This is a genomic window from Aliivibrio fischeri (genome assembly GCA_038993745.2).
GTDB lineage: Bacteria > Pseudomonadota > Gammaproteobacteria > Enterobacterales > Vibrionaceae > Aliivibrio > Aliivibrio fischeri_B.
On record CP160630.1, the window covers coordinates 1,048,266 to 1,061,857 of the forward strand.

Here is a 13,592-nt window from a genome sequence, read left to right on the forward strand (position 1 = left end):
ATGACAAACGTAACAGCGATTTCACAAGCGCAAGAATCAAAAAGTGTAGACACACTAATGCGCATTCGCACCATCTTAGATAGCAAAGAAGTCAGTGCTTCACAGCTTGCAAAAGAGATGAGTGTTTCTCCTGCAACTATTAGCCAAATTTTGAAAGGAAGCTACAAAGCGGACACCACAAAAATCATTGAAAAAATGGCGAAATGGCTAACGCTTCGTGAGCAAAAAAACAACGCACCAATCACTAACCCAGGCTTTGTTATGACAACCACAGCAAAGCAAATTATCAACGACATGACGTATGCACAAATCAGTGAATCTATCGTCGTTATCTATGGTGCTTCAGGGGTTGGTAAATCAGAAGCAATTCGTGAATACAAACGTACCAACAACAACGTTTGGCACATTACAGCTAGCCCTAGTCGATCAAGTTTAACTGAGTGTCTTTATGAACTAGCAATGGAACTAGGAATGGACGACGCACCACGTCGTAAAGGGTCACTTTCTCGCGTTATCCGAAACCGACTACAAGGCTCTGAGGGGTTAGTCGTGATCGACGAAGCAGATCACCTAGATTACCCAACACTAGAAGAGCTTCGCATCATGCAAGAAGAGACAGGAATAGGAATGGTTCTTGTCGGTAACAACAAAGTGTATACGCAGCTAACGGGCGGCCGTCGTAACGAAGACTTTGCACGCTTGTTTTCACGCATTGCAAAGAAACGTGGCATCCACAAAACAAAACAAGCTGATGTAAAAGCCATTGCTGAAGCATGGGGAATTCATCAAGAAGCTGAGCGTAAAACAATGATCAACATTAGTGAGCGCCCAGGTGGTTTGCGACTACTAAGTAAGACACTAAAACTGGCCGCAATGTTTGCCAATGGTTCAACCATTACCGACAAAACATTACGTGCCGCTTTCCAAGAATTAGAGACGAATGAGTAAGGAATAAATTATGTGTGATTATCAAGGTTATGAGTTTGGAGCTCCATATCCAGATGGGCAATGTGTGGATGGGTTTATGTGGGATTTAGACAGTGGAGGAACAGATGAAGATGGAAATAGTTATCTAGATGAAGGTGGTTATATTCCGTGTCCTAGATGTAATCAAAAAGCAAGAGTTAAATACCTTTCTGATGAAATTGAAGAACAAGGATATTCCTCACTAGACCATCCATTTACAACAAAGATGGTAAAGAATCAGTTTAGAAATATCCCATCAAATATGCGTCGAATGGCAATGCGTTATTGGAGAAGAGGACGAACTCTAGCAATTAAAGAAGCTAAATCTTACGGAGAATAAAAACAATGACACCGATGAATGAAAAGCGTCGCGCAGCCAAGAACGTCATTGAGCTGCTAGAGCGAAAAGGAATGGATGTTCATACCATCAACCTAAATTTTAATCGACCAGTAATCACCATCTCAAACCCAAGCTGCGAGCTGATGATGCAAAGTTCATTGATTAAAAGTGCGCATCAAAACGAGCAGAAATTAATAAGAACCACCAGATACAAAGGATGCATTGTCAACTGGAAAACAGACGAAACCAAAGAAGCAATGTTCCAATTCGCACTAACGTTGAAAGACATTTTTATTAAGCCAACACCGATTTTAAATTAAGAGAGAAACATCATGAAAAATGCAACCGTAATTAGTAAGAAAGTTTATATGAGCGTTTTAGACCAACAAAAAGAAACGCTTGAGAAGAAATTGGAAAACGCTCAAGCCGATTTGAACGCGCTACTAAAAGCAATCTCAGAACTAGAAAAAGAAGACTTTAATGAAGTTAAAGTTACTGACGAAAACGGCTCTTACACTTTTTCAATCATCAAGGAATAAGACATGAAAACTTCAATCTATCCACCACAAGGCTACCGTAACAACGCACTAGGTCACCTAGTACCAGAAACGCAAATTAAAGAAATCGACAAGCTGCGTGATGATGTCGTTAACAGCATCGTAGAAAAAGCATTAAAAGTTCAAGCAACCGTTTCAGAGTTTAAGCAATCAGCAATGTCAGAAGTGGCTGATTTCGTAGACCTAAGCGCAGAAGAATACGGCGTTAATTACGGTGGAACAAAAGGAAACGTAACCCTACTTTCTTTTGATGGCATGTACAAAGTTCAACGCTCAGTTGGAGAGCATCGTATCTTTGATGAGCGCATCCAAGCAGCCAAAGCAAAAATTGATGAATGCATCATGCGCTGGTCAGAAGGGTCAAGCGACCAAATCAAATCACTAGTTGATCATGCGTTCCGCGTAAGCAAGCAAGGACACATCGACGTAAACCAAGTGCTTAGTCTTCGTCAGTTAAATATTGATGATGCAGATTGGATAGAAGCAATGGAAGCTATCGCAGATTCAATCCAAGTGACAGGAACCTGTGCATATCTAAGAGTGTATAAACGCGATTTAAACGGTAAGTACAACCAAATCTCATTAGATGTAAGCAAGCTATAGCGAGGTGTAAATGCTCATCCAAACCCGATACGGAAAAATCAGGGTTTCTTACCACGCAATAGAGCGTTGGAAAGAGCGAACAGGACGCAGTGAGCAGCAACTAAAAACGGCGGTGGAAACATCCCACCGCCCAACCAAACGCCAACTGCGAATAATCATGAAGCGCGAGCAAGGCTTTAAACCAAAACGAATACTCGAATGCCAGCACGCATACTTCATTATCAAAAATCATAACATCGTCACGGTGTACCAAAAAGAAAGGCAATGGATATGAAAAAAGAAATCTACCACTACCAGTACTACGCAAACATGGCAGCTCGCGCAGAGCGTCAAGGTTTATACGGAATAGCAAAAGACGCATGGTGGGAAGCCTCACTAAATACAGCGCTAGATACATCAAATAAAAACTTAAGATGGTCAATTGCTCGTGCTGAATTTTGTGACTCACGCTTCGCAAGAGGAGAACAACATGGGTAACGAACTGCAACGCTCATTCACCACCGCTCACTCATACAGTGCCATAGAGCGAGAAATAGAAATGGCACAAGTGCTGATAGATGAAGAAGGCACCGCTTTTCCAGACAGCAGCTTTGAAGAAGGTTACATCGCAGCAATGCAGTTCATCCTAACCAGACAAGGCTCAAACGTAAGAGAAGAATACGAAGCGTTAATGGATGAGCAAGATGGCCTCAAAGAGTAGCAAAGAATTAATCGCCTACATTCAAACGTTCAACAGATGCAACAAAGAAGAAGCAGAACAGTGGGCAGATAAACATTGTGGCGATTGGAGAAACACCCCACTACCAAAAGCCAAAACCATAATCAAAAAAGTAACAGATAAGGAAGATGAAGATGAGTAAATCAATAAGTAAAGAAATGTGGAAAAAGCTAGAAGAAGAAATGTCGCACATGTTTGTGAATGTTGTATTCAGTTACCAAGGATATGAAATAACAGTAACACGTGTACGTGAAGGCGAATCAAAAACGTGTCTTGGTATTTATATTGATGACGTAATGAAAGGGGCTTGGCTTCTAGATAAAACAGAAGATAAACCATCAATCATGAAAGAAGTTTGTTGCACAAAACAACGTCATCATTATTCACCATCAAGGGCGAAAAAATTGATTAAACAATTTGGGAAAAGAAGAGTGTTAGAGATAGTTCCTGATATTCACGACAAGTATGAATATCTTATGCCGTACTTCTCTAAAGCATCCGTTCTCTGTCGTCAGTACAAAAAATTAGAAGGCATCGAGCTAGTAAAAGCCGATTGCATGGGAGACGAATAATGAAACTAACACGCTGCCCATGCTGCCATGCCAACATTCATTTAGATGCTCTGATTCAAGATGATGCAGGAAGAGAACTACTGGCAACTATGGCAACACTACCCGATTTTGTAGCGCGACCATTGCTTAACTACCTTGGTTTATTTCGCCCAGCAAAATCCGATTTATCAAACACCAGAGCATTACGATTACTCAAAGAAGTGGTTGATGAATACATAGCAGATCATGTTCTTGCTTCGGCCCTAGTTGAGTGTGTAAACAAACTAAGAGAAAAGCGATTGCAGTTTAATGATTCAAAACCATTAGCCAATCACAACTACTTAAAACAGGTTTACCAAACCGTAGCGGTAAAAAACAACGTAAGCCCAGAGAGACGCAAGAACAACAAAGAGCCAGAAACCCCAGTGCAACAAGACAACAGCGCATGGTACATCGAGCAAGCAGAAAGAATGATCAAGGTTGGACAAGACCCATTCGGAGATAAAAGTCCAATAGCCAAAAAGCTAAAAGAAATGAATTGGAGCCCAAAACAATAAAGCGAAACAACTAAGGTTCGCGCCTTAGTTGTCTGCCTAGAGTGGTTTCTAGGTACTGATGAGCAGCCACAAGATAAAGGAGGGTTTTATGTTTGGAGAATACACACCATTGATGAAACCAGGAATATTAAAACGCAGACTCGCAAATGGTAAATCAAGAATAGATACACTGCTAGGGTTAGAAAAGTACTGTCCCAATTGCCAAGAATACTGGCCTCAAGACACATTATTCTGGAGCCTACGCAGCTGTAATCAACATGATGGATTGCAAACTTGGTGCAAAGCGTGCCAAAGCGAAAGCAAAACCAAATCAAGAGCGAGTCATGCATAAGGAGGATTTATGTCTAACAACCTCAAGCTAGTTCAAATCGCAAAGCGAGACTTGAACATGGACGATGATATTTACCGAGATTTATTAGAGCGCATCACAGGCCAAAGAAGCTGCAAAGGGTTAAGTGATTTCGCACTATCAAAAGTCGTCAACGAAATGAAGCGCAAAGGCTTTAAGCCAAAGCAAAGTAAAAAAATTAAGTTGTCACCGCCCAGTTCTGACAAAGTAAGAGCAGCCGAAACGCTAAAAATCAGAGCAATATGGATAACCATGTATAAGCATGGCTTTGTAAGAAACCGCTCAGAAACAGCATTAGACGCTTACGTAAAGCGAATGACAAATAACAGCAATGGCAAAGGCGTAGCAAAAGCCGCATGGTTAAACAGCACCCAAGCCTACAACGTATTAGAAGCACTAAAGAAATGGCATTACCGCCTAATGGCAGAATCCATTATTAAACAAGGTGGACGCATTCCACTAAATAACGATTTAACAGGCCCAGCAGGTTACGACTTGTTGAAAGAACATTTTGAAGATGGTTATTTGCAGAATAAAGAATCGGTGAGATAGATGAAAAAAGTATTAGTAACGAAAGAATGGCGAGAACGAGCAATGAAAGCTATTGAATCAGAAAATTCTTGCTGCGCGTTCATTGAAGGTCTTCGTGTTTTTATTGCTACCAAGTTAACACCAGAGCAACAAAACGAATTAGAAATAGAAATTCAAAGTTGGATGGATGTATTTAATATGGAAAAGGTGAACTAAATGGTAGATATCGTTGACTTTACTAGAAAGCAACAATTCAAAATTGGTGAAAAGAAAGTTAGTGATTATCAATGCGCTCATAGTGAATTAACTATTGATGAAAAAAGGCGCTTAATTGTTTGTGACAATTGCGGTCAACATTTCGATGCATTCGATTATGTAATGAAGATTGCAGAGAAAGAAATAAGAATTAGAAGCAATCTAAGATATTTAAGAGGTAAAACAAAACAATTAAGTGAAGAGATAGAAGATAAAAAACGCGAGTTAAGAAACATTAAAGCCCAAGTAAACAGAGCGAATAAACGCTCTACGCAAAAGGAAAAATAGACATGAATGATAATTTACACGTGACGCCGCTTGGTAAAATTCTTCGAGCTATTCGAATTAAAGAGTGTTTAACGTTGAGAGATATGGCGGTATCTATCGGAATTGGTTCTGCCTATCTTTCTTCAATTGAGTACGGAAAGATAATAGATTCTAATGTTGTAGAGAAAATTAAAACTGTATACAAGTTAAATTCTACTCAGATTTCAGCACTAAACAACCAGTCAGAAAACTAAAAACCATCCCACCACCCAACACCTCAAGGTAAAATAAAACCACCCAATCAAACGGGTGGTTTTTTTTATTTGGAGGTAATCATGAGACCAGCAACCCAAAGTGCAGAGCACAATCAAGACCTGTTTGGATTTACAGAAGTCACAGCAGAAGATATCGACAACATGGTCGATGAAGAAGAGAAAGTAAGATGGCCAGAAGACATGCGCCAAATGTATGACTTACTTGCAACCGATTTAGAAAACGCAGGCATAGACAAATCACTTGCCATTACTCAGTTAAATTCTATTTGCAAAACCTTCGGTGGGATGCAATTCTACCTCCCACGCGGCGAAGCACTCAGTAACATGATCTTAAAGTTTAGCGTCTGGAACGATTTTAAAGGCGACAACGTTAGAGAACTAACCCGAAAATACGACATGAGCGAAAACCATGTTTATCGAATAGTCAAGATGATGCGAGCAAGAGAAATCAAACGCCGTCAACCTAGTTTGTTTTAAGGATAGAATAATGAAACATTTATTAATCGCTATGTTGGTACTTGCTTTTTCAATGCCATCTTTAGCTAAAGAACTACCAAATGTAGATTTAATGGTAAGCAGGATTAATGACAGTGGGTTTACAAAATCCAATGAATGGAAAGATATTGGAGATAGCAAAAGTCAATCAGTAAAAAATGGGGTTATTTTTGTTAGTAAAAATAATGTATCATCTATGATGACAATTGCTGGAGAAAGTGAAGCTGAGATAATGCTTTCTTATTCTTTTGCTAATCTTCATTGTGTTACCACTTCATTGTCTGCTATAAACATGCTTCAAAATGAAACGCTAAAAAAGTCAATGATGGAGAGCTTCACATCTGCGCTTGGTGCTTATGAAAATAAAGTAAGCACACTAGTATGGGGCTACCATTTTAAAACGAAATTAACAAAAACAAAGCTAGGATTAATAGCTTCTTGCTCACTTGAGTAACATCACCGAAGGTTAATTTATCCCACCTCCTAACATAAAGCACAATCTATAAAAATTAACTTCCGTTAATGTTTATAGGTTGTGCAATGAAAACACTAACTCTCCACCGAAATTATTTCACACATGGCACGTTCTCCATTCTTTGCGATGAGAACGGCAACCCAATGCTAAAAACCGTCGAGCGTGAATGGGCTAATAACACGCCTAATATCTCGTGCATTCCTGAAGGTGTTTATGATGTAACACCGCACGATTCACCACGCTTTGGTAAATGTTTAGCGCTATCAGCACCATCACTTGGTGTCACTATTTACGGTCCATCAATTCGTACACACTGCCTAATCCATGCCGCAAACAAACCATCACAGCTTCAAGGTTGTATTGCACCAGGTCTAGATTTTGGTGTGGTTGATAACGAGTGGGCAGTATTAAGCTCTCGTGATGCACTTCTTGAGTTGATGAACTACATCGACCACAAGCCTGCAAAATTAATTATTCGCAAGGCATAACCATGGGCGCGAATTGGGAATACTCAAAAACCAAAGGGCGTGAAATGCGCTTAGAAGCAGAGTTACGCTTTGCTACCACTGGTGAGCCAGTCCCAACCGCACCCCCTTTATTCAGTCACGATGCCACCATGCAAAGTCTATTTTCAAAAGCATGGAACCGTGTCACCCCTGTTGATATTCGAGTCCATTGTAAAAAGGATGTGCCAATACAACCCAAAGGGGATCGATTATCAAAACTTAGGAGTTTACGAAAATGTCACTTTCATTAATGGCATCCGTCGCTTCACTGGCGGTAAAGCTAGGGCCAACGGTAATACGTGGTGTGTCCAGTTTATTTGGTGGCTCAGACACCGCAGATAAAGTAGCAAACATTGTTGAAGTAGCCGACAAGCTAACCGACCAATCAGATAAAGAAAATCTGATTATGAAAGAGCTTGGAAACCTACCACCAGAATCCCTTGCTCAACTTGAAGAGTTAAAAATAGCGCTTGAAAAAGAAAACACGCGCCGTTTAGAAATTGCAGCACAAGATGCACAAGCCGAGCACGAACAAGCGCAAGCCACAATCAGAAACGGTGATGTATCTGGTGACCCTGTTGTGCGACGCTCTCGACCACGTATTGCATTTTGGAGTTTTATTGCTACTGCTATTTACGTTATTTCAATGTCAGTCGCCAATGCTTACTCATATGGAACAGGTCCAGACATGGCCGTAGCAGGTTTATTAATGTCTCCTTGCGTGGCTTACCTTGGTTTGCGTCACCGTGAAAAAACAGTAGGAACTGCATCATGACAGACCAATTTGATAGAGCTCAAGAAAATGACGAACGCTTTCAAAGCAATAGCCTAAAGCGTCATCAAGAAAATCGAATTACAGAAACACCGGATGAAGATGATCACGGCCGATATTGTTTAACGTGTGGCAATCTCATTTCGCAAGAACGCCTTAATGCCAACCCTAGTGCAGTGCGTTGTGTTCCTTGTCAATCAAAACAGGAATCGTAAATGGAAGTACTCAAATCATGGTGGCCGATGATTTGGGCGTTGGTTCTAACGCTCGTTCAAATCATCCAAATTCTTTTAGCCAAAACTTACGCTCGACGTGAGGAACTAGAAAAGGTGAACAAGAACGTGGCAGATTTAACCGAGCAAATAAAGCATCTACCTTCTCATCAAGATGTGCAAAATCTAAGGCTAGAGCTTTCAGAAACTCGCGGAGAGCTGCGAGAGCTAAAAGCGGAAATAAAACCAATCAACCATTTGGCACAATTGCTATTAGAGCAACAGCTAAAACAAGATAAATGAGGTTCAAATGAGCTTTAAAGAACTTTTAAAACAAGACCAACACTTGGTCATTTTGCGATCATTGCTTGAAATGCCATCTTACGAAGCAAACGAATCTATTATTGATTCATGCCTAGATTGTTACGGCCACAATGTAAGCCGTGATACGGTTCGCACTCGTATCAGTTGGTTAGAAGAGCAAGAGTTAGTGACCACTCGTGAGTTAGCAGGTTGCATGATTGCTAAGTTAACTAGCCGTGGTGAAGATGTGGCAACAGGTCAAGCCGTTGTCCCTGGCGTAAAACGCCCACGAGCATAGGAGCAACCAATGACGATTACTGCACCTGTAAACCGAAAGTCTAAAATTTCGCTATTACCAGAAGAGATAAAGCAGCAATTAAACGTGCTTATTCGCTCTGGCAATATGCAGCAAAAAGACATACTCGCCGCTGTGCACGAAATGATTGACGAAGCAGGACTAGGTGAAGATGCCAAGCCAAGCCGTTCAAGCTTCAACCGCTACGCCAAGAAAATGGAAAACATGGGGGCACGTATTCGTCAGGCTCGTGAAGTGGCCGAAGTCTGGACAGCAAAACTTGGAGATGCCCCTACCTCAGAGTTAGGTAAGTTGCTGCAAGAGTTCGTTCGTACTATGGCGTTTGAAACATCATCGCACATGATGGAAGAATCAGAAGCTAACCAAGAGCCAATACCACCAAAGGCATTAGCACAATTAGCATTGGTTATTCAACGTATCGAGCAATCATCAATGGTGTCTCATAAAGTTGAGCAAGAAATTCGTAAAGCCTTTGCTGAAGAGATGGTTGCAAAAACTGATCAAGTAGCTAAGAAAGCAGGACTAACGTCAGACACCGTGAAGATGTTGAAAGCCGAGCTACTAGGAATTTCATAATGACAGAATCACTGAACGTCAATTCGATTACTGAAAACATCCTTGTCAAGTTCGACAAGGATGAGCTTTTACTTGGATATCAGAAACGTTGGATAGCCGATGAATCAGTGCTTAAGATTGCAGAGAAGTCACGTCGTACTGGTTTGACGTTTGCTGAAGCGGCAGATTCTGCGCTGAGTGCTGGCACTGCCAAAAGTGAAGGTGGAAATAACGTCTTCTATGTTGGTTCGAACAAAGAAATGGCACGAGAGTTTATTGATGCTGTTGCTCTATGGGCCAAGATATTCGATAAAGCGGCTGGAGAAGTTCAAGAAGATATTCTCAACGATGAAGACAAAGACATTCTTACCTTTGTCATCTACTTTGAATCGGGTTTAAAGGTTCAGGCGTTATCGAGTAACCCTTCAAACCTTCGTGGTATGCAAGGAACGGTTATTATCGATGAGGCTGCATTTCACGAGCGATTAGCTGAAGTACTAAAAGCCGCCCTTGCATTAACCATGTGGGGTTCTAAAGTCCGTCTTATATCTACTCACAATGGTATAGACAATCAATTCAATCAGTTAATCCAAGATAGCCGAGCAGGTAAAAAGCGTTACTCAATCCATACCGTTACCCTTGATGATGCTTGTTTAGAGGGGCTCTATCAGCGAATTTGTCAGGTAACAAAGCAAGAATGGACTCAAGAAAAAGAAGATGAATGGAAGAGTAATCTTCTCAAAGACACCGCAACTGAAGAAGATGCATTAGAAGAATATCAGTGTATACCAAAGAACGGCGGCGGTGCTTATATTAGTCGCGGATTACGTGAACGAGCTGCACGTTTAACTGATGCACCAGTTTTATCCTTTACAGGAACGTCAGAGTTTAACCAAGCTAAAGAGCACATTCGTGAAGCCGAGATGAAAGAATGGCTAGATGAACACGTTCAGCCAGAGCTTGATAAGTTGGATCCTAAACTTCGTCATTCACTAGGGGAAGATTTCGCGCGTTCTGGAGACTTAACTGTTTATGCACCAATAGCGGTTCATAATGACACAACGCGAGAAGTTCCATTTTTATTAGAACTTGGTAACGTGCCATTCAAACAGCAAGAACAAGCCCTCTATTATATATGTGATCAACTGCCTCGCCGTGATGGTATTTATCTCGATGCACGTGGTAACGGCCAATACTTAGCCGAGCAAGCAAGATACAAATACGGTGAAGAAGTAGTGGAAGTCATGTTGTCTGTGTCTTACTACCGTGAAAATATGCCATCGTTTAAAGCCGCTTTTGAAGACGACGAACTACTGCTACCAAAGCATGAAGACGTCATTACCGACTTGGGACAAATACAAATCAAGGCCGGAGTGCCAAGTATTGATTCAAGCAGAACCAAAGGCGAAAACGGAAACAAACGACACGGCGATAGTGCTATCGCTATTTGGTTTGCCTACTTAGCATCAAAGGCTGATATCACCCGTTACGGTCTACATACCATTAAAGCCGTTGGTGATGAAACAACGCGATCCTTTTATGGAACAGCAGAAGACAACAACCGATTTGAAGATATGCCGCATCAAGACTTGCGCGGTAAAGGAATTAGACTATGACCGGAATTTTAGACGCACAAGGTAAACCAATAAAAGCAGATAAAGCACTGCTGTCTGAAGATATTGCTAAAGCCTTCACCACCAGTGTAAGAAACCCACGCCCTTCAAGTGTGGCATCAACAGTGACTCCTCAACGTTTGGCCGGATTACTTCGTGCAGTGATTGATGGCAACGACCCAGAAGCGTTCATGACATTAGCTGAAGAAATGGAAGAGCGTGATCTACATTACGCTGCGCAACTTCGTACCCGTAAATTAGCCGTCGCTGCTATTTCTCCAAGTGTAGAGCCATGCAGTGAAAGCGAACAAGACATGCTAATGGCAGAGCGCGTTCGTGAAGTGATGAATGATGATCAAATTCCAGAGTTGTTTTTTGATTTACTCGATGGACTTGGTAAAGGGTTAGCTGTTGTTCAAATTCTTTGGAATACACAAAAGTCACCGTGGAAACCAAAAGATTACACATGGGTAGACCCAAGATATTTGCGCCAAGATAAAGACACGTTATCTAAAATTTTACTTATCAGTAATGACGCTCCAAGCGGTGAACCTTTAGAGCCTTATAAATTTATGGTTCATACCCCACGCTCGAAATCGGGCAGCGTATGGCGCAATGGCCTAGCTAGATTAGTTGCCGTGATGTACATGCTAAAGTCATTCACCATTCGTGATTGGTGGGCCTTTGCTGAAGTGTTCGGTATTCCAATTCGTGTGGGTAAGTATGGCGCGAACGCAAGTCCAGATGACATCAATACGCTAGTCAATGCCATTGGTCGTATTGCCAGTGATGCAGGTGCAGTTATTCCGGAATCCATGAAACTGGAGCTAATTGAAACCGCAAAAGGCAATGGCGGTAATACTCTATTTGAGAACATGGCACGTTGGTGTGATGAGCAAATAAGTAAAGCCGTGCTTGGTCAAACCATGACAGCCGACAATGGCAGCTCACAATCACAAGCCACTGTTCATAACGAAGTGCGTTTAGATATTGCAAAATGGGACGCAAGACAACTAGAAGCGTGCGTTAACGAATACCTGGTTAAGCCTTACATTATTCTTAATTGGGGTGTACAAGACTGTTACCAAAAGTGCGCATCAAAGTTCATGAGCCAGAAGATCTAAAAGTCTTTGTTGACTCTTTAACACCAATGATTGATCGCGGCGTTCGTGTGACTGAAGATTCAATCTTAAATAAGTTCGGACTAAAAGCGGCAGAAGATAGCGAACGAGTACTTCATCCCGTTAACCAAGTTCAAACCCCAACCCCAACAGAGTTAGGGTTAAACCGTCGCCTTGCTATTAACCAAGTAAGCAAAACGGTAGATAAAGAAATTGAAGACATGACAAACGAAGCCATGAAAGATTGGGTAGAAACCGCAGAGGATTTCATGAACCCAATCTTATCATTGGCAAATTCTGTCGATACCTTTGAAGAGTTCAACGCCAAGTTACCGCAACTTCAAGAAGAACTAGGTGCAGACGCGTTCGTCGCAGCTATGACGGAGTATATGTTTAAAGCAAGAGGATTGGGAGACGCGAAAGATGCCTAATGAAAGCGTGATCTCAAAAGAAGCATTAGCATGGTTTAAAAAGAAAGGCATAGAGCCTTCTTTTGATTACCGTGACGTGTGGGAAGAAGAGCACGCAAACGCCTTCACCGTAGCAAAAATGCTCAATGCTGATTTGCTTGTCGAAGTAAAAGGGTTAATCGATGAAGCCATAGAGCAAGGCCAAACCTTTGTACAGTTCCGCGACATACTAAAACCACTGTTAGTAAAATCCGGTTGGTGGGGCATTCAAGAAATGGATGACCCAACCACCAAAGAAACAAAGCTCGTTCAATTAGGCAGTGAAGGACGTATAAAAACCATTTACAAAACCAACATGAGAACAGCAAGAGCTGCTGGGCAATGGGAACGAATAGAACGAACAAAACGAGCTATGCCCTATTTGCTTTATCAGCTAGGCCCATCTCTTGAGCATAGACTTGAGCATGTTAAATGGAATGGAATATTGCTGCCAGTGGGTGATGAGTTTTGGATTAACCATATGCCCCCAAATGGATGGGGGTGTAATTGTTGGATAAGGCAGGTATCAAAGTTTGAAGCCGATAAACTTATCCAGGATAAAAAAGTAACAACCACTGCACCACCAGATAAAACTAAGAAGTGGGTAAACAAAAGAACAGGAGAAGAAACCACCTTACCAGTAGGAATTGATCCAGGTTGGAACTACAATCCTGGTAAAGAGCGAGAAAAAGCACTTTCTCTAGACCTAGTTCAAAAAGAGACGTTAATGCGTCAAACGCTCTCTAAGGGCGTTTAAAATGAAATTAAGATAATCACGAGATAAAAAAAGTTTAAACGCGCTCAGT

26 protein-coding genes, 1 other RNA gene and 1 pseudogene are annotated in these 13,592 nt (G+C 41.4%); all 28 read left to right on the plus strand.

Features of this window, described 5'->3' with window-relative positions; translation table 11 throughout:
• The 28 genes and pseudogenes from AAFX60_018935 to AAFX60_019070 all read left to right on the plus strand — a co-directional run bounded on the left by AAFX60_018935 (position 1) and on the right by AAFX60_019070 (position 13,543).
• Complete coding sequence (locus tag AAFX60_018935; GenBank protein ID XDF79235.1) at positions 1–948, plus strand: AAA family ATPase; 948 nt, start codon at positions 1–3, stop codon at positions 946–948.
• Between the two features lie 10 nt (positions 949–958).
• Positions 959–1,306: a hypothetical protein gene (locus tag AAFX60_018940; protein ID XDF79236.1), complete on the plus strand. Its 348-nt coding sequence runs from the start codon at positions 959–961 to the stop codon at positions 1,304–1,306.
• A 5-nt stretch (positions 1,307–1,311) separates the two neighbouring features.
• Entirely contained in the window at positions 1,312–1,626 is a 315-nt protein-coding gene (locus tag AAFX60_018945; protein ID XDF79237.1) for a hypothetical protein, read from the plus strand.
• A 12-nt stretch (positions 1,627–1,638) separates the two neighbouring features.
• Complete coding sequence (locus AAFX60_018950) at positions 1,639–1,845, plus strand: hypothetical protein (GenBank protein XDF79238.1); 207 nt, start codon at positions 1,639–1,641, stop codon at positions 1,843–1,845.
• Between the two features lie 3 nt (positions 1,846–1,848).
• Positions 1,849–2,466 carry a DUF3164 family protein gene (locus AAFX60_018955; GenBank protein XDF79239.1) on the plus strand — a complete coding sequence of 206 codons (618 nt, stop codon included), beginning with the start codon at positions 1,849–1,851 and terminating at the stop codon, positions 2,464–2,466.
• A 270-nt stretch (positions 2,467–2,736) separates the two neighbouring features.
• Complete coding sequence (locus AAFX60_018960; protein XDF79240.1) at positions 2,737–2,943, plus strand: ANR family transcriptional regulator; 207 nt, start codon at positions 2,737–2,739, stop codon at positions 2,941–2,943.
• Entirely contained in the window at positions 2,936–3,166 is a 231-nt protein-coding gene (locus tag AAFX60_018965; GenBank protein ID XDF79241.1) for a hypothetical protein, read from the plus strand. Before AAFX60_018960 ends, AAFX60_018965 begins: the two co-directional genes overlap by 8 nt.
• Positions 3,150–3,326: a hypothetical protein gene (locus AAFX60_018970; GenBank protein XDF79242.1), complete on the plus strand. Its 177-nt coding sequence runs from the start codon at positions 3,150–3,152 to the stop codon at positions 3,324–3,326. Before AAFX60_018965 ends, AAFX60_018970 begins: the two co-directional genes overlap by 17 nt.
• Entirely contained in the window at positions 3,319–3,756 is a 438-nt protein-coding gene (locus tag AAFX60_018975; protein XDF79243.1) for a hypothetical protein, read from the plus strand. Before AAFX60_018970 ends, AAFX60_018975 begins: the two co-directional genes overlap by 8 nt.
• Positions 3,756–4,292 carry a hypothetical protein gene (locus AAFX60_018980; protein ID XDF79244.1) on the plus strand — a complete coding sequence of 179 codons (537 nt, stop codon included), beginning with the start codon at positions 3,756–3,758 and terminating at the stop codon, positions 4,290–4,292. Before AAFX60_018975 ends, AAFX60_018980 begins: the two co-directional genes overlap by 1 nt.
• Positions 4,292–4,364: hammerhead ribozyme type II (locus tag AAFX60_018985), an RNA gene on the plus strand. The genes AAFX60_018980 and AAFX60_018985 overlap by 1 nt, the downstream gene beginning before the upstream one ends.
• Positions 4,365–4,380: 16 nt before the next feature.
• Positions 4,381–4,623 (plus strand): hypothetical protein, encoded by a 243-nt coding sequence (locus tag AAFX60_018990; protein ID XDF79245.1) that lies wholly within the window; start codon positions 4,381–4,383, stop codon positions 4,621–4,623.
• Positions 4,624–4,632: 9 nt separating this feature from the next.
• Positions 4,633–5,193, plus strand: coding sequence for a regulatory protein GemA (locus tag AAFX60_018995; protein XDF79246.1), 561 nt, complete (start codon positions 4,633–4,635; stop codon positions 5,191–5,193).
• Positions 5,194–5,388, plus strand: coding sequence for a hypothetical protein (locus AAFX60_019000; GenBank protein ID XDF79247.1), 195 nt, complete (start codon positions 5,194–5,196; stop codon positions 5,386–5,388).
• Positions 5,389–5,715 (plus strand): hypothetical protein, encoded by a 327-nt coding sequence (locus AAFX60_019005; protein XDF79248.1) that lies wholly within the window; start codon positions 5,389–5,391, stop codon positions 5,713–5,715.
• Positions 5,716–5,717: 2 nt separating this feature from the next.
• Positions 5,718–5,948 carry a helix-turn-helix transcriptional regulator gene (locus tag AAFX60_019010; protein ID XDF79249.1) on the plus strand — a complete coding sequence of 77 codons (231 nt, stop codon included), beginning with the start codon at positions 5,718–5,720 and terminating at the stop codon, positions 5,946–5,948.
• 81 nt (positions 5,949–6,029) lie between these two features.
• Positions 6,030–6,446, plus strand: a complete 417-nt coding sequence (locus tag AAFX60_019015) for a Mor transcription activator family protein (GenBank protein XDF79250.1) — start codon at positions 6,030–6,032, stop codon at positions 6,444–6,446.
• A 10-nt stretch (positions 6,447–6,456) separates the two neighbouring features.
• Positions 6,457–6,918, plus strand: a complete 462-nt coding sequence (locus tag AAFX60_019020; GenBank protein XDF79251.1) for a hypothetical protein — start codon at positions 6,457–6,459, stop codon at positions 6,916–6,918.
• An 86-nt stretch (positions 6,919–7,004) separates the two neighbouring features.
• The gene (locus AAFX60_019025; protein XDF79252.1) at positions 7,005–7,427 is read left to right on the plus strand and encodes a DUF5675 family protein; all 423 of its coding nucleotides are present in this window, start codon (positions 7,005–7,007) and stop codon (positions 7,425–7,427) included.
• A gap of 2 nt (positions 7,428–7,429) precedes the next feature.
• A complete protein-coding gene (locus tag AAFX60_019030) occupies positions 7,430–7,696 on the plus strand; it encodes a hypothetical protein (GenBank protein ID XDF79253.1) in 267 nt (88 codons plus the stop codon).
• Positions 7,681–8,220 carry a hypothetical protein gene (locus AAFX60_019035; protein XDF79254.1) on the plus strand — a complete coding sequence of 180 codons (540 nt, stop codon included), beginning with the start codon at positions 7,681–7,683 and terminating at the stop codon, positions 8,218–8,220. Before AAFX60_019030 ends, AAFX60_019035 begins: the two co-directional genes overlap by 16 nt.
• The gene (locus AAFX60_019040; GenBank protein ID XDF79255.1) at positions 8,217–8,432 is read left to right on the plus strand and encodes a TraR/DksA C4-type zinc finger protein; all 216 of its coding nucleotides are present in this window, start codon (positions 8,217–8,219) and stop codon (positions 8,430–8,432) included. The genes AAFX60_019035 and AAFX60_019040 overlap by 4 nt, the downstream gene beginning before the upstream one ends.
• Positions 8,433–8,732 (plus strand): DUF2730 family protein, encoded by a 300-nt coding sequence (locus tag AAFX60_019045; GenBank protein XDF79256.1) that lies wholly within the window; start codon positions 8,433–8,435, stop codon positions 8,730–8,732.
• Positions 8,733–8,739: 7 nt separating this feature from the next.
• Positions 8,740–9,030 (plus strand): ArsR family transcriptional regulator, encoded by a 291-nt coding sequence (locus tag AAFX60_019050; protein XDF79257.1) that lies wholly within the window; start codon positions 8,740–8,742, stop codon positions 9,028–9,030.
• A gap of 9 nt (positions 9,031–9,039) precedes the next feature.
• Positions 9,040–9,624 (plus strand): DUF3486 family protein, encoded by a 585-nt coding sequence (locus AAFX60_019055; protein XDF79258.1) that lies wholly within the window; start codon positions 9,040–9,042, stop codon positions 9,622–9,624.
• Positions 9,624–11,219 carry a terminase family protein gene (locus AAFX60_019060; GenBank protein XDF79259.1) on the plus strand — a complete coding sequence of 532 codons (1,596 nt, stop codon included), beginning with the start codon at positions 9,624–9,626 and terminating at the stop codon, positions 11,217–11,219. The genes AAFX60_019055 and AAFX60_019060 overlap by 1 nt, the downstream gene beginning before the upstream one ends.
• A pseudogene (locus AAFX60_019065) lies at positions 11,216–12,768 on the plus strand (DUF935 domain-containing protein). The gene AAFX60_019060 and the pseudogene AAFX60_019065 overlap by 4 nt, the downstream one beginning before the upstream one ends.
• Entirely contained in the window at positions 12,761–13,543 is a 783-nt protein-coding gene (locus AAFX60_019070) for a phage minor head protein (protein XDF79260.1), read from the plus strand. The pseudogene AAFX60_019065 and the gene AAFX60_019070 overlap by 8 nt, the downstream one beginning before the upstream one ends.
• Positions 13,544–13,592 lie beyond the last annotated feature (49 nt).

Bases quoted from the DNA above. Each gene is read 5' to 3' on its own strand.
- AAFX60_018935 (XDF79235.1), top strand. From the start codon at position 1: ATGACAAACGTAACAGCGATTTCACAAGCGCAAGAATCAAAAAGTGTA.
- AAFX60_018940 (XDF79236.1), top strand. From the start codon at position 959: ATGTGTGATTATCAAGGTTATGAGTTTGGAGCTCCATATCCAGATGGG.
- AAFX60_018945 (XDF79237.1), top strand. From the start codon at position 1,312: ATGACACCGATGAATGAAAAGCGTCGCGCAGCCAAGAACGTCATTGAG.
- AAFX60_018950 (XDF79238.1), top strand. From the start codon at position 1,639: ATGAAAAATGCAACCGTAATTAGTAAGAAAGTTTATATGAGCGTTTTA.
- AAFX60_018955 (XDF79239.1), top strand. From the start codon at position 1,849: ATGAAAACTTCAATCTATCCACCACAAGGCTACCGTAACAACGCACTA.
- AAFX60_018960 (XDF79240.1), top strand. From the start codon at position 2,737: ATGAAAAAAGAAATCTACCACTACCAGTACTACGCAAACATGGCAGCT.
- AAFX60_018965 (XDF79241.1), top strand. From the start codon at position 2,936: ATGGGTAACGAACTGCAACGCTCATTCACCACCGCTCACTCATACAGT.
- AAFX60_018970 (XDF79242.1), top strand. From the start codon at position 3,150: ATGGCCTCAAAGAGTAGCAAAGAATTAATCGCCTACATTCAAACGTTC.
- AAFX60_018975 (XDF79243.1), top strand. From the start codon at position 3,319: ATGAGTAAATCAATAAGTAAAGAAATGTGGAAAAAGCTAGAAGAAGAA.
- AAFX60_018980 (XDF79244.1), top strand. From the start codon at position 3,756: ATGAAACTAACACGCTGCCCATGCTGCCATGCCAACATTCATTTAGAT.
- AAFX60_018990 (XDF79245.1), top strand. From the start codon at position 4,381: ATGTTTGGAGAATACACACCATTGATGAAACCAGGAATATTAAAACGC.
- AAFX60_018995 (XDF79246.1), top strand. From the start codon at position 4,633: ATGTCTAACAACCTCAAGCTAGTTCAAATCGCAAAGCGAGACTTGAAC.
- AAFX60_019000 (XDF79247.1), top strand. From the start codon at position 5,194: ATGAAAAAAGTATTAGTAACGAAAGAATGGCGAGAACGAGCAATGAAA.
- AAFX60_019005 (XDF79248.1), top strand. From the start codon at position 5,389: ATGGTAGATATCGTTGACTTTACTAGAAAGCAACAATTCAAAATTGGT.
- AAFX60_019010 (XDF79249.1), top strand. From the start codon at position 5,718: ATGAATGATAATTTACACGTGACGCCGCTTGGTAAAATTCTTCGAGCT.
- AAFX60_019015 (XDF79250.1), top strand. From the start codon at position 6,030: ATGAGACCAGCAACCCAAAGTGCAGAGCACAATCAAGACCTGTTTGGA.
- AAFX60_019020 (XDF79251.1), top strand. From the start codon at position 6,457: ATGAAACATTTATTAATCGCTATGTTGGTACTTGCTTTTTCAATGCCA.
- AAFX60_019025 (XDF79252.1), top strand. From the start codon at position 7,005: ATGAAAACACTAACTCTCCACCGAAATTATTTCACACATGGCACGTTC.
- AAFX60_019030 (XDF79253.1), top strand. From the start codon at position 7,430: ATGGGCGCGAATTGGGAATACTCAAAAACCAAAGGGCGTGAAATGCGC.
- AAFX60_019035 (XDF79254.1), top strand. From the start codon at position 7,681: ATGTCACTTTCATTAATGGCATCCGTCGCTTCACTGGCGGTAAAGCTA.
- AAFX60_019040 (XDF79255.1), top strand. From the start codon at position 8,217: ATGACAGACCAATTTGATAGAGCTCAAGAAAATGACGAACGCTTTCAA.
- AAFX60_019045 (XDF79256.1), top strand. From the start codon at position 8,433: ATGGAAGTACTCAAATCATGGTGGCCGATGATTTGGGCGTTGGTTCTA.
- AAFX60_019050 (XDF79257.1), top strand. From the start codon at position 8,740: ATGAGCTTTAAAGAACTTTTAAAACAAGACCAACACTTGGTCATTTTG.
- AAFX60_019055 (XDF79258.1), top strand. From the start codon at position 9,040: ATGACGATTACTGCACCTGTAAACCGAAAGTCTAAAATTTCGCTATTA.
- AAFX60_019060 (XDF79259.1), top strand. From the start codon at position 9,624: ATGACAGAATCACTGAACGTCAATTCGATTACTGAAAACATCCTTGTC.
- AAFX60_019070 (XDF79260.1), top strand. From the start codon at position 12,761: ATGCCTAATGAAAGCGTGATCTCAAAAGAAGCATTAGCATGGTTTAAA.